The sequence below is a fragment of the Pseudomonas sp. 05L36 genome (assembly GCF_056398125.1).
The window spans coordinates 23,029-35,719 of the sequence record NZ_JBFTOU010000039.1 but is presented as its reverse complement, the minus strand read 5'-3'; the positions used below and the strand labels follow the sequence as shown (position 1 = coordinate 35,719).

At 59.9% G+C, this 12,691-nt stretch carries 12 protein-coding genes; 3 read left to right on the top strand and 9 right to left on the bottom strand.

Features of this window, described 5'->3' with window-relative positions; all coding sequences use genetic code 11:
* Positions 1 to 192: 192 nt before the first annotated feature.
* The 9 genes from thrC to ffh form a co-directional block, all read right to left on the bottom strand.
* Positions 193 to 1,602, bottom strand: a complete 1,410-nt coding sequence (gene thrC, locus AC1DKH_RS27920; RefSeq protein ID WP_477799943.1) for a threonine synthase — start codon at positions 1,600 to 1,602, stop codon at positions 193 to 195.
* A 66-nt stretch (positions 1,603 to 1,668) separates the two neighbouring features.
* On the bottom strand, positions 1,669 to 2,973 hold the full coding sequence (locus AC1DKH_RS27915; protein WP_007998527.1) for a homoserine dehydrogenase: 1,305 nt from the start codon (positions 2,971 to 2,973) through the stop codon (positions 1,669 to 1,671).
* Positions 2,974 to 3,106: 133 nt separating this feature from the next.
* The gene (gene dsbC / locus AC1DKH_RS27910) at positions 3,107 to 3,838 is read right to left on the bottom strand and encodes a bifunctional protein-disulfide isomerase/oxidoreductase DsbC (protein WP_007971283.1); all 732 of its coding nucleotides are present in this window, start codon (positions 3,836 to 3,838) and stop codon (positions 3,107 to 3,109) included.
* Positions 3,839 to 4,092: 254 nt separating this feature from the next.
* Entirely contained in the window at positions 4,093 to 4,989 is an 897-nt protein-coding gene (gene xerD, locus AC1DKH_RS27905) for a site-specific tyrosine recombinase XerD (RefSeq protein ID WP_477762700.1), read from the bottom strand.
* A 99-nt stretch (positions 4,990 to 5,088) separates the two neighbouring features.
* A complete protein-coding gene (gene rplS / locus AC1DKH_RS27900; protein WP_003175895.1) occupies positions 5,089 to 5,439 on the bottom strand; it encodes a 50S ribosomal protein L19 in 351 nt (116 codons plus the stop codon).
* Positions 5,440 to 5,484: 45 nt separating this feature from the next.
* A complete protein-coding gene (gene trmD, locus AC1DKH_RS27895) occupies positions 5,485 to 6,237 on the bottom strand; it encodes a tRNA (guanosine(37)-N1)-methyltransferase TrmD (protein WP_007897583.1) in 753 nt (250 codons plus the stop codon).
* A 1-nt stretch (position 6,238) separates the two neighbouring features.
* A complete protein-coding gene (gene rimM / locus AC1DKH_RS27890; protein WP_150754524.1) occupies positions 6,239 to 6,775 on the bottom strand; it encodes a ribosome maturation factor RimM in 537 nt (178 codons plus the stop codon).
* Between the two features lie 5 nt (positions 6,776 to 6,780).
* Positions 6,781 to 7,032 carry a 30S ribosomal protein S16 gene (gene rpsP, locus AC1DKH_RS27885; protein WP_108214983.1) on the bottom strand — a complete coding sequence of 84 codons (252 nt, stop codon included), beginning with the start codon at positions 7,030 to 7,032 and terminating at the stop codon, positions 6,781 to 6,783.
* 250 nt (positions 7,033 to 7,282) lie between these two features.
* Positions 7,283 to 8,659, bottom strand: a complete 1,377-nt coding sequence (gene ffh / locus AC1DKH_RS27880; RefSeq protein WP_056726162.1) for a signal recognition particle protein — start codon at positions 8,657 to 8,659, stop codon at positions 7,283 to 7,285.
* Positions 8,660 to 8,869: 210 nt separating this feature from the next.
* Between ffh and AC1DKH_RS27875 the strand changes: the two genes are divergently transcribed.
* The 3 genes from AC1DKH_RS27875 (at position 8,870) to AC1DKH_RS27865 (ending at position 12,505) form a co-directional block, all read left to right on the top strand.
* Entirely contained in the window at positions 8,870 to 9,682 is an 813-nt protein-coding gene (locus tag AC1DKH_RS27875) for a cytochrome C assembly family protein (protein WP_477799942.1), read from the top strand.
* Positions 9,683 to 9,694: 12 nt separating this feature from the next.
* The gene (locus AC1DKH_RS27870; protein WP_477799941.1) at positions 9,695 to 10,927 is read left to right on the top strand and encodes a transporter associated domain-containing protein; all 1,233 of its coding nucleotides are present in this window, start codon (positions 9,695 to 9,697) and stop codon (positions 10,925 to 10,927) included.
* A gap of 261 nt (positions 10,928 to 11,188) precedes the next feature.
* Positions 11,189 to 12,505, top strand: coding sequence for an MFS transporter (locus AC1DKH_RS27865; protein ID WP_477799940.1), 1,317 nt, complete (start codon positions 11,189 to 11,191; stop codon positions 12,503 to 12,505).
* Positions 12,506 to 12,691 lie beyond the last annotated feature (186 nt).

Genomic DNA, 12,691 nt, shown 5'->3' with positions numbered 1-12,691 from the left:
GCAGTCACCCGCGACACCCTTGCCTCTGGCTAACACTTCCCCTTGCCGGGTGTGTAGAGGACTTTCACCTCCAAGTCACCAGCGTGGCCACCACAGCCAAACTGGTTGCGCTTATGCGCAACGCGCCATGCCTGGCGCACAATGAAAAAGCCCGTCAGGAGACGGGCTTCAAAATGTAACAGCGCTGACCGGTTACAGCGGCTTGCCGCGGTTGCCATGCTGACTGACAAAGGCCTGCACGGCCTTCAGGTCATTTGGCAATACGGTGCAACGTTCGTCTCGTTCAAACAAATCAGAAAGATGTGCAGGCAGCTCGAGCGCTTTTCCTACACCGGCTTTTTCCACGGCGTCCGGGAATTTGACCGGGTGGGCGGTGCCCAGGATCACCATTGGAATGTCCAGGCTGCGACGGCATTCCCGCGCAGCTTTCACGCCGATGGCCGTGTGTGGATCCAGCACTTCGCCAGTCTGCTCGTAGACTTCAGCGATGGTTTCGCAGGTTTGCGCGTCATCCACGGCCAGCGAGTCGAACAACTTGCGGGCTTCGGTCCAGCGCTCTTGCTCGACGCTGAAACCGCCGCCCTGCTTGAACGAATCCATCAGCCCGGCGATTGCTGCGCCATTGCGACCATGCAGGTCGAACAGCAGGCGTTCGAAGTTCGACGACACCATGATGTCCATGGACGGCGACAGCGTAGCGTGCAGGGTATCCTTGACGTACTGGTTGCCGCTCATGAAGCGGTGCAGGATGTCGTTGCGGTTGGTGGCGACGATCAACTGGTTGATCGGCAGGCCCATGTTGCGTGCCAGGTAACCGGCGAAGATGTCGCCGAAGTTGCCGGTCGGCACCGAGAACGACACCGAACGTGCCGGGCCGCCCAGTTGCAGGGCTGCGTGGAAGTAGTAAACGATCTGGGCCATGATCCGCGCCCAGTTGATCGAGTTCACCGCCACCAGGCGCGTGCCCTTGAGGAAACCCTGGTCGGCGAAGCTCGCCTTGACCATTTCCTGGCAGTCATCGAAGTTGCCTTCGATGGCGATGTTGTGGATGTTCTCACCGAAAATGGTGGTCATCTGCCGACGCTGCACTTCGGACACGCGGTTGTGCGGGTGCAGGATGAAGATGTCGACGTTTTCGCAGTGCTTGCAGCCTTCGATGGCGGCCGAACCGGTGTCACCGGAGGTGGCGCCGACGATCACCACGCGCTCGCCGCGCTTTTCCAGCACGTAATCGAGCAAGCGACCGAGCAGTTGCAGGGCGAAGTCCTTGAACGCCAGGGTCGGGCCGTGGAACAGCTCCAGCACCCATTCATTGCCGTTCAGCTGACGCAGCGGCGCAACGGCGCTGTGGGCGAACACACCGTAGGTTTCTTCAAGAATCTTTTTGAAATCGGCATCCGGAATGCTGCCGGTGACGAACGGGCGCATGACGCGAAAAGCCAGCTCGTGATACGGCAGGCCGGCCCAGGAAGCAATTTCTTCCTGAGTGAAACGTGGCAGGTTTTCCGGGACGTACAGACCGCCGTCGGTGGCAAGACCTGCCAGCAGGACGTCTTCGAAATTCAGGGCCGGTGCCTGGCCGCGGGTACTGATGTAACGCATGACTGACTCCAATGGACAGTGTTCGTAGTGCCGGGCCCGCAAGCGAGCCCGGTCAACGATATCGGCTTAGTTCAGGTGCTCGACACGGATCCGTACTACCGGACCGACCACACCCGCCAAGGCTTCCAGAGCAGCAATGGCGTCGTTGATGTGCTGTTCCAGCACGCGGTGGGTCAGCAGGATCATCGGCACCAGGCCGTCGTGCTCCTCGGCTTCCTTCTGCATGATCGACTCGATGTTGATGCCGCGCTCCGAGAGGATGCTCGCGACCTGAGCCAACACGCCCGGATGGTCCTTGGCCTGGATACGCAGGTAGTAGGCGCTTTCGCAGGCTTCGATCGGCAGGATCGGGTGAGCCGACAGCGAGTCCGGCTGGAACGCCAGGTGCGGCACGCGGTTTTCCGGGTCGGAAGTCATGGCACGGACCACGTCCACCAGGTCAGCAATCACCGACGAAGCGGTCGGCTCCATGCCGGCGCCAGCGCCGTAGAACAGGGTCGAACCGGCAGCATCGCCGTTGACCATCACCGCGTTCATCACGCCGTTGACGTTGGCGATCAGGCGATCGGCCGGAATCAGCGTCGGGTGCACGCGCAGTTCGATGCCGGCCGCGGTGCTGCGCGCCACGCCCAGGTGCTTGATGCGGTAACCCAGCGCTTCGGCGTAGTTGACGTCGGCGGTGGTCAGTTTGGTGATGCCTTCGGTGTAAGCCTTGTCGAACTGCAACGGAATGCCGAACGCGATGGACGCCAGGATCGTCAGCTTGTGAGCGGCGTCGATACCCTCGACGTCGAAGGTCGGATCGGCTTCGGCGTAACCCAGGGCCTGGGCTTCGGCCAATACGTCTTCGAAGGTGCGACCCTTCTCGCGCATTTCCGTCAGGATGAAGTTGCCGGTGCCGTTGATGATGCCGGCTACCCAGTTGATACGGTTGGCGGACAGGCCTTCGCGGATCGCCTTGATCACCGGGATGCCACCGGCTACCGCCGCTTCGAACGCAACGATCACGCCCTTCTCGCGGGCCTTGGCGAAAATTTCATTACCGTGAACGGCGATAAGTGCCTTGTTCGCGGTGACCACATGCTTGCCATTCTCGATGGCCTTGAGTACCAGCTCGCGGGCAACGGTGTAGCCGCCCATCAGCTCTATAACGATGTCGATCTCAGGGTTCGTGGCCACTTCGAAGACATCGTTGGTAATCGCAATACCGGTCGTTTGGAACTGAGGCTTTGGCGTGCGCATGGCAATTTGTGCCACTTCGATCCCACGCCCGGCACGACGAGCAATTTCCTCGGCGTTGCGCTGAAGTACGTTGAAGGTACCGCCACCGACGGTTCCTAACCCACAGATGCCTACTTTGACCGGTTTCACTGTGAACTCCCCATAAAACGGCCGACTCGAGGCCGGCCGTGAAAACAACCGCAGACTCGCGGCTCTCTATTGATGGCCCGGCGAATGTCGCTACCGGACCATGATCGTCAAGGCTTGCCGTGACGATGCGAATTTACTTTGCGCCCAGCGCCAGTTTGGCGACTTGTGGCGCAGGCTGGTAGCCCGGAATGACCTGACCGTCGGCCAAAACGATGGCCGGTGTACCGTTCACGCCGATCGACTGGCCGAGTGCGAACTGTTTGGAAACCGGGTTATCGCACTTGGCGGCCTTGATTTCCTTGCCGTCGACCATTTTATCCATGGCCGCCTTCTTGTCCTTCGAGCACCACACCGCTTGCAGCTGTTCGTCACCCGGCGAGCCCAGGCCCTGGCGCGGGAACGCGACGTAACGCACTTCGATGCCGCGCTTGTTCAGCTCAGGCACTTCGGCGTGCAGCTTGTGGCAGTACGGGCAGGTGGTGTCGGTGAATACGGTGATGTGCGACTTGGTTTCGCCAATGGCCGGGTAGACAACGGTTTCGGCAACCGGGATGTCGTTGATCAGCTTGGAGATGCCCAGGCGCTCGGTCTTCTCGGTCAGGTTGACCGGCTTGCCGTCCTTGAGATCGAACAGGTAGCCCTGAACCACGTACTGGCCGTCGGCGCTGGCGTAGAGCACACGGCTGCCTTTTAGTTTGACTTCGTACAGGCCCGGCAACGGGCTGGCGGTGATGGTCTCTACCGGCACTTCGAGCTGGAGGTTTTCCAGGCTTTTACGAATGGCTTTGTCGGCCGCGTCATCGGCGACGGCAAAGGTGCTGACCAACGCAATGGCTGCGGCGGCGAAAATCTGGGTCAGACGCATGAGAACTCCTGAAGGCGAACATATGGGACGATCAGAACGCCCGTGCCGAAACACCGGGTCATAACCGCCCATCGTGCAAACCGGCTCAGCCTATCACATAAGGTTCGCATGGCCGAATGCACCTGATGCAAGACATTGTGATCACCACAACCCCCTGTGGGAGCGAGCTTGCTCGCGATGACGGCATCACATCCAAAACATGTATCGACTGTCAGGCCGCTATCGCGAGCAAGCTCGCTCCCACAGGGTTTCGGTTAACCCCGGGGGTGGTGTTTGGCATGCAGATCCTGCAGCCGTGCCCGGGCAACATGGGTGTAGATCTGTGTCGTCGACAAATCGCTGTGCCCCAGCAGCATCTGCACCACCCGCAGGTCTGCGCCGTGGTTGAGCAGGTGTGTGGCGAAGGCATGGCGCAAGGTGTGTGGTGACAGTGACTTGCCTATCCCGGCCACCCTGGCCTGATGCTTGATCCGGTGCCAGAAGGTCTGGCGGGTCATCTGCTCGCCACGCTGACTGGGAAACAACACATCGCTGGGACGCCCGCCAAGCAGTTCGCCGCGAGCATCACGCATGTAGCGCTCGACCCAGACAATCGCCTCCTCGCCCATTGGCACCAATCGCTCCTTGCTGCCCTTGCCCATCACTCGCAACACGCCCTGGCGCAAATTGACCTGTTCCAGGGTGAGGCTGATCAGCTCGGTCACCCGCAAGCCACAGGCGTACAGCACTTCAAGCATGGCCCGGTCGCGCTGACCGATTGCCTCACTCAAGTCCGGTGCCGCCAGTAGCGCCTCGACGTCGGCCTCCGACAAGGATTTCGGCAGTGGCCTGCCGAGCTGCGGCATATCAATCCGTAACGTTGGATCGACGGCGATCATCTTTTCCCGTAGCAAATAGCGATAGAAGCCTCGTACACCGGAGAGAAATCGAGCAGTGGAACGAGGCTTGTAGTTTTGCTCCAGGCGCCAGGCCAGGTGGTCGAGAATCAACTCTCGCCCGGCATTGACCAGCTCCAGTCCATTGTCCTGTAACCAGCCGTTGAACAACGCCAGGTCACTACGATAGGCGTCTCGAGTGTTATCGGAGAGACCTTTCTCCAGCCAAAGAGCGTCGAGAAACTGGTCAATCAGGGGATGATCAATGGCAGGCATAAAGGCTCAGGCAAGACCGGCAATACGGCCAGGGAAGATAAATCGCAGACAACAAAAAAGCAGCCCGCAGGCTGCTTTTTTTTGCATCGGAAGCTGGACTTAAGCCAGTTTTTCCTTGATGCGAGCTGCTTTACCCGACAGGTCACGCAGGTAGTACAGCTTGGCTTTACGTACGTCACCGCGACGCTTGACAGCCATGCTGTCGATTTGCGGGGAGTAGGTCTGGAAAGTACGCTCTACGCCAACACCGTTGGAGATTTTACGAACGGTGAATGCACTGTTTACGCCGCGGTTACGCTTGGCGATAACAACACCTTCGAACGCTTGCAGACGCGAACGGTCGCCTTCCTTCACTTTCACCTGAACGACAATGGTGTCGCCCGGGGCAAAGGTAGGGATCTCTTTGGTCATCTGCTCTGCTTCGAGTGCAAGGATGATTTTGTTAGTCATGCTGTGCTCCTAAGGTAAATCGTCGGATCTACCATCGATACGTTGTTAACTATCGTCCCGCTCGCGGATGTATTCCTCGAGCAGCTTCTTCTCTTCTCCAGAAAGCGAGCGGCTTTCCAGAAGATCGGCGCGTCGTTCAAAGGTCCGACCAAGGGACTGCTGTAAACGCCAACGCCGGATGTGCGCGTGATTGCCACTTAGCAATACGTCGGGAACACGCTGATCCGCATACACCTCCGGTCGGGTGTAGTGCGGGCAATCCAGCAAACCATCCGTAAAGGAATCTTCCTCGGCGGAGTCCGCATGCCCTAAAGCTCCAGGCAGCAGTCGTGTAACCGCATCGATCAGGACCATCGCCGGCAGCTCGCCGCCAGACAGTACATAGTCGCCAATCGACCACTCTTCATCGACATGAGCATCAATAAAACGCTCGTCAATGCCTTCATAGCGGCCGGCAATCAGGATCAATGCATCCAGATTCGCCAACTCGCGTACCGCCGACTGAGTCAGTTGACGGCCTTGGGGGGACAGGTAAATCACCTTCGCCGCCTCCCCGGCTGCTGCCTTGGCCTGAACCAGAGCATCTTCCAGGGGCTTGATCTTCATCACCATGCCCGGACCACCGCCAAACGGGCGATCGTCCACAGTGTGATGTCGATCCGTCGTGTAGTCTCGCGGATTCCAACAGGTGAGCTGCAAGAGCCCCTGTTTCACCGCCCGACTGGTGATGCCGTACTCGCTGATGGCGGAAAACATCTCGGGAAACAGACTGATCACTTCTACGCGCAAGTTAGCCACGTTAGAAATCCGCGTCCCAATCCACCTTCATCTCACCTGCTGCCAGGTCGATGGCCAACACGCATTGCTCGGTATAGGGCAACAGGCGTTCGCGATCATCCAGGCTGCCAGCGCAAGGCTTGACCACCATGACATCGTTCGAGCCGGTCTCCAGCAGGTGATCGATTTTCCCGAACAGTTGTCCGAGAGTGTCGATGACCTTGAGACCTTCCAGCTGGTACCAGTAGTACTCGCCGTCGGTGAGTTCAGGGAACAGGTTGCGCGGCACGCAGATCTCATAACCGGCCAGAAGACGAGCTTCTTCGCGATCATCGAGACCCTTGAGCTTTGCGACCAGGAACTTGTCGTTCCCGCGTCCGCTGACCAGCTCTACCTGCTTTACATTGCCGTCACGCTTGAGCGTCCAGGTTTTGTAGTCCAGCAGGTTTTTAATCGGATCAGTAAAGGAGTACACCTTCACTTCGCCGCGAACGCCGTGAACAGAATAAATCTTGCCGATAACGATCAAATCATCAGCAATGGCTGGCGTCGCGTTCATATTGCTCAGGCCGCAGCCTTAGCAGTTTCCTTCAACAACTGAGCAACGCGCTCAGAAGGTTGTGCACCAACGCTCAGCCAGTAGGCTACGCGCTCTTGGTTCACGGACAGACGAACTTCCTGACCACGAGCAACAGGGTTGAAGTAGCCAACCTGTTCCTTGTGCGAACCGTCGCGCGGGTTGCGGCTGTCGGTTACGGTCAAGTGGTAAAACGGGCGCTTTTTGGAGCCGCCAAGGGCAAGACGGATTGTTAGCATGTGAACATCGTTCCTGTAGTCGGTGCTGCAAATCTAAAGGCACAGCGGGCATGGGTGCCCGAAAGGCCGCATATTCTAAGGAATATCCGGACTTTTGCAAATGACTTTTTCCGGCGGTCTATCGGCCGCCATGCAGATTTGCTATAGAGCCGTCGTTGAAAACGGCCGGTCAGCTCCCGCCAAGTGCGGGTTTGCTGTGTATCCCACGTCCGTGTGGGGCTGCGCCGACCTGATAGCCGGCGCGAATTCATTACATTTTAGGCATGCCGCCGCCGGGCAACATTCCGCCCATGCCGCGCATCATCTTGGCCATTCCGCCTTTCGCGGAGAACTTCTTCATCATCTTCTGCATCTGCTTGTGCTGCTTGATCAAGCGGCCGATATCCTGCACCTGAGTGCCAGAACCCATGGCGATCCGACGCTTGCGCGAACCGCTGATCATCTCAGGGTCGCGGCGCTCGGCCGGGGTCATGGAGTTGATGATGGCTTCCATCTGTTTGAATTGCTTTTCTGCCGCGCCCTGGGCGTTGCCCATTTGCGCCAGGTTCACGCCGCCCATGTTCGGCAGCTTGTCCATCAGGCCACCGAGGCCGCCCATGTTCTTCATTTGTTGCAGCTGATCGCGAAAGTCTTCGAGATCGAAGCCCTTACCCTTCTTCAGTTTCTTGGCCAGCTTGTCGGCCTTGTCCTTGTCGAGGGTCGCTTCCGCCTGCTCGATCAGGCTGAGCACGTCACCCATGCCGAGGATGCGCGAGGCGATACGCTCAGGATGGAACGGATCGAGCGCTTCGCTCTTCTCGCCCATACCGATGAACTTGATCGGCTTGCCGGTGATCGCACGCACCGACAGAGCGGCACCGCCACGGGCGTCGCCGTCGACCTTGGTCAGGATCACACCGGTCAGCGGCAATGCATCGCCGAAGGCCTTGGCCGTGTTGGCGGCATCCTGGCCGGTCATGGCGTCGACCACGAACAGGGTTTCGACCGGGTTGATCGCGGCGTGCAGGGCCTTGATCTCGCCCATCATCTCTTCATCGATGTGCAGACGACCAGCGGTATCGACGATGACTACGTCGATGAATTTGAGCTTCGCTTCCTTAATAGCCGCTTGCGCGATCTCGACCGGCTTCTGGCTCAGGTCGGACGGGAAGAAGGTAACGCCGACTTCACCGGCGAGCATTTCCAGCTGCTTGATCGCCGCGGGACGGTAAACGTCGGCGGACACCACCATGACCGACTTCTTCTTGCGCTCTTTGAGGAAGCGCGCGAGCTTGCCGGCAGTGGTGGTTTTACCAGCGCCCTGCAAACCGGCCATCAGGATGACCGCTGGCGGCACGGCGCTCAGGTTCAAATCTTCGTTGGCCGCACCCATCAGGCTTTCGAGTTCGGCCTGGACGATCTTCACGAAAGCCTGGCCCGGCGTCAGGCTGCGCGACACCTCGGTGCCGACGGCGCGTTCCTTTACCGAATTGACGAAGTCCTTGACCACAGGCAGGGCGACGTCGGCCTCGAGCAACGCCATGCGCACTTCACGCAGGGTGTCTTTGATGTTGTCTTCAGTCAGCTTGGCCTTGCCGGTGACATGGCGCAGCGTCTGCGAGAGACGGTCGGTTAAGTTTTCAAACATTGCGCGATCCTTTCAGGCCCTGTGTAGACCGGGATAATGGCGGCCCGGACCGGACTAAACGTGTGCTCGGCGAGCCTGCGGCGTGGGCAGGTCGCGGATTATAGCGAAGACTGTGGCCGGCGGACACCTCGCTGTCGGGTTGCGCGGTCTTTCGTGCGGCGGGGGTTCTATGCCAAACTCAGCGACTTTCGGGCTTGCCTAACAGGATTTATGCTCCCCTTGTCACCCAGCTTGCTAACTACCCTCGCCGCCGCCTGCTTGTATGCCGCTGCGACCATTTACCAGGGCACTCGCCTGGCTTCCGGCGCCAAGGCCAACAAACGCCTGCTGGTCATGCTCGGCGTGCTCGCCGTATTGGCCCATAGCGCCAGCCTGCTCACCCACCTGCTGACCCCGGGCGGCCTGGCCCTGGACTTCTTCAGCGCCGCCAGCCTGATTGCCGTGGCGGTCATCGCACTGACCCTGCTGGCCTGCTCGCGCATTCCGGTGGAGAACCTGCTGGTCCTGCTGTTCCCGCTTGGGGCCCTGACCGTGATGCTGGCGCATTTTGCCCCCGCCGGCACGGTACAGGTCATCGATGAGGAGCCGGGCATCCTCGCCCACATCCTGCTTTCGATTCTGGCCTACGGCATGTTCACCATCGCGGTGTTCCAGTCCTTGCTGCTGCTGATTCAAGACCACCAGCTCAAGCACAAGCACCCATCCGGGCTGATCAAAAACTTCCCGCCACTGCAAACCATGGAAAGCCTGCTGTTCGGTTTCCTCTGGGCCGGCTGGACGCTGTTGTCGCTGTCGCTGATTTCCGGCTGGCTGTTCGTCGAGAACCTGTTCGCCCAGCATCTGGTGCACAAAACCCTGCTGGCCTGCCTGGCCTGGGTCGTTTTCAGCGTACTGCTGTGGGGACGCAATCGCCTCGGCTGGCGCGGGCACAAAGCCATTCGCTGGACCCTGGCCGGTTTTTGCCTGCTGATGCTGGCGTATTTCGGCAGCAAACTGGTTCGTGAATACATCCTGCATATCTGACGGGCGGCATTAATGGACGACTTGCCCATAGGGCCGATGCTCGCGGTAGTGACCCTGCTGGTTCTATGGTCGGGACTGTTTACCGCCATCGAAGCGGCGCACCAGCATTTGCTGGCCCAGCGCACTGCAACGCGTTCCAGCGACAAACCGGTGGCGAAACTCAGCTTCCCCCTGGCCAGCCTGATTTTTTGCAACACCCTGTGCCGTGCACTGGTGGTAGTCATCAGCACCTTGCTGGCCATTTTCACCTGGGCCGAGAACGGCCCGTGGGTCGCCTGCCTCGGGACGGGTGCCATGTTGCTGGTGTTTTCCGACTACTTGCCACGCGCCCTCGCCACCCGCTATCCGGATGCGATCCTGGCCCAGGGCAACAATCTGCTGCGGGTGCCGCTGAAAATCATCTATCCCGCGGCATGGCTGCTCAATAGCATCAGTCAGTTGCTGACGCGACCATTCGCCCGTAAAACCAAAGTGGTGCAACAAAGTGAGGACGAAGCGCTGACGGAGCGGCATGCGCCCTCCGAAACCGTAAGCCGCCCTCACCCGCTGCCAGGCATCCACGCGCTGGACAACATTACCGTCAATGACATCCTGGTACCGCGCAGCGACGTGGACGGCATCAATCTCGATGACTCCATCGAAGAAATCATCGAACAATTGCGCCACAACAAGCGCACGCGCCTGCCGGTGTTCCACAGTGATATCAACCAGGTCGAAGCCGTCCTCAACACCCGGCACATCCTTCACTTGCTGCCCGATGCGAGCCTGACCCGGGAAGCGTTGCTGGCGGCCAGCCACGAGCCGTACTTCGTGCCAGAAAGCACCCCGTTGCAGCTGCAACTGCTCAACTTCCACAAGCAGCAGCGGCGCTTGGGCATGGTGGTCGACGAATACGGCGAAGTGCTGGGCATCGTCACCCTGGAAGACATTCTCGAAGAAATCGTCGGCGAGTTCGAAAGCCAGCACAGCCTGGACAATCCGCACATTCATCCGCAAGCCGACGGACGTCTGGTGATCGACGGTGCCGCGTCCATTCGCGAGCTGAACAAGAGCCTCGGCTGGCACCTGCCCAGCGATGGCCCGAAAACCCTGAACGGCTTGGTCACCGAGGCCCTGGAAACCATTCCCGAAAGCACGGTGTGCCTGAAGATCGGCCGCTACCGCCTGGAAATTCTCGAGACCGAGGACAACCGTGTCACGCGGGTGCTGATCTGGCAGACCAGCTCGATGCCTGTGGTTATCTAAAACCCGACACAAATCCCTGTGGCGAGGGGGCCCTCTTGTTCGATCGTTAGCCACCTTCCTATAATCGAACCGCTTACCCAAGCCTCGCCGGCCCCGTGCTTACCCCGCACTTCACAACTTCCGGCCTGTCCACCCGCAAAGCCCGCAACAAACCGACGACTGTTCCTACCTTGAACAGCGACCGTGCCTCCACCCACATCCCTGGGTTCTCGACCATAATAATTCGCTCCACCGGAGCACATGACTGTCAGGGATAACCGCATGACGACCAGCACGACTTACAGCGACTCCACACCTGCACAACCGACGAACTCCGCCACCCGCGTGGCTACCGCGAGCTTCATCGGCACCGCCATCGAGTTCTACGACTTCTACGTCTATGCCACCGCCGCCGCGCTGGTGATCGGTCCGGTGTTCTTTCCGCAGACATCCGGCACCGCCCAGATGCTTTCGGCGTTTCTCACGTTCGGCATCGCCTTCCTTGCGCGCCCCTTGGGTTCGGCCCTTTTCGGTCACTTCGGCGACCGTATCGGCCGCAAGAGTACCCTGGTCGCCTCGCTGCTGCTGATGGGCGTGTGCACCACCCTGATCGGCGTTCTGCCGGGTTACGACAGCATTGGCGCCTGGGCACCGGTCCTGCTGTGTGTCCTGCGCTTCGGCCAGGGCTTGGGGCTGGGCGGCGAATGGGGTGGTGCGGCGTTGTTGGCCACGGAGAACGCACCCAAAGGCAAGCGCGCGTGGTTCGGCATGTTCCCGCAACTGGGTCCATCCATCGGCTTTCTGGCGGCCAACGGCCTGTTCCTGACCCTGGCCGTGCTGCTGGATGATGAACAGTTCCGCTCATGGGGCTGGCGTATTCCGTTCCTGCTCAGCGCCGCACTGGTGATGGTCGGCCTGTACGTGCGCCTCAAGCTGCATGAGACCCCGGTGTTCGCCAACGCCATGGCGCGTCAGGAACGCGTGAAGATCCCGCTGTTCGAGCTGTTCGGCCAATACTGGGCGCCCGTATTGCTGGGCGCCGGCGCGATGGTCGTGTGCTACGCGCTGTTTTACATCTCCACCGTGTTTTCCCTGAGTTACGGCGTGACAACGCTCGGCTACAGCCGCGAAACCTTCCTCGGCCTGCTGTGCTTCGCGGTGCTGTTCATGGCTGCCGCCACCCCGCTGTCGGCCTGGGCCAGCGACCGTTACGGGCGCAAACCGGTACTGATCATCGGTGGTGTGCTGGCGATCCTGTCAGGGTTCCTCATGGAACCGCTGCTGACCCAAGGTTCGACCTGGGGCGTGGCGCTGTTCCTGTGCATCGAGCTGTTTCTGATGGGCGTGACGTTTGCGCCGATGGGTGCGCTGTTGCCGGAGCTGTTCCCCACTCACGTGCGCTACACCGGCGCTTCGGCGGCCTACAACCTGGGCGGTATCGTCGGTGCGTCCGCAGCGCCGTTCTTCGCCCAGAAACTGGTGGCGATGGGCGGGTTGAGTTACGTCGGCGGTTATGTGTCCGGGGCGGCGGTGCTGAGTTTGATTGCGGTGCTGTGCCTGAAGGAAACGCGGCATAACGATTTGAATCAGGTCGCCTGACAGACCGCCATCGCGAGCTGGCTCGCTCCCACAGGTTGAGTGTCGTTCACAAAATGCTGGTACGACACATATCCCTGTGGGAGCGGGCTTGCCCGCGATGGCGCCCTCACTGACAAAACACCTCCCGAAAAACCACAACTTTCCCCCACCCATTGTCACCTCGCTCTACGCGCATCGGCTCATCCC

What these genes read in the sequence shown, in the direction of transcription:
- ffh (WP_056726162.1), bottom strand. Translation starts at nt 8,659, where the DNA reads ATGTTTGAAAACTTAACCGACCGTCTCTCGCAGACGCTGCGCCATGTC.
- AC1DKH_RS27865 (WP_477799940.1), top strand. Translation starts at nt 11,189, where the DNA reads ATGACGACCAGCACGACTTACAGCGACTCCACACCTGCACAACCGACG.
- AC1DKH_RS27870 (WP_477799941.1), top strand. Translation starts at nt 9,695, where the DNA reads ATGGACGACTTGCCCATAGGGCCGATGCTCGCGGTAGTGACCCTGCTG.
- dsbC (WP_007971283.1), bottom strand. Translation starts at nt 3,838, where the DNA reads ATGCGTCTGACCCAGATTTTCGCCGCCGCAGCCATTGCGTTGGTCAGC.
- rpsP (WP_108214983.1), bottom strand. Translation starts at nt 7,032, where the DNA reads ATGCTAACAATCCGTCTTGCCCTTGGCGGCTCCAAAAAGCGCCCGTTT.
- rplS (WP_003175895.1), bottom strand. Translation starts at nt 5,439, where the DNA reads ATGACTAACAAAATCATCCTTGCACTCGAAGCAGAGCAGATGACCAAA.
- xerD (WP_477762700.1), bottom strand. Translation starts at nt 4,989, where the DNA reads ATGCCTGCCATTGATCATCCCCTGATTGACCAGTTTCTCGACGCTCTT.
- AC1DKH_RS27875 (WP_477799942.1), top strand. Translation starts at nt 8,870, where the DNA reads ATGCTCCCCTTGTCACCCAGCTTGCTAACTACCCTCGCCGCCGCCTGC.
- thrC (WP_477799943.1), bottom strand. Translation starts at nt 1,602, where the DNA reads ATGCGTTACATCAGTACCCGCGGCCAGGCACCGGCCCTGAATTTCGAA.
- rimM (WP_150754524.1), bottom strand. Translation starts at nt 6,775, where the DNA reads ATGAACGCGACGCCAGCCATTGCTGATGATTTGATCGTTATCGGCAAG.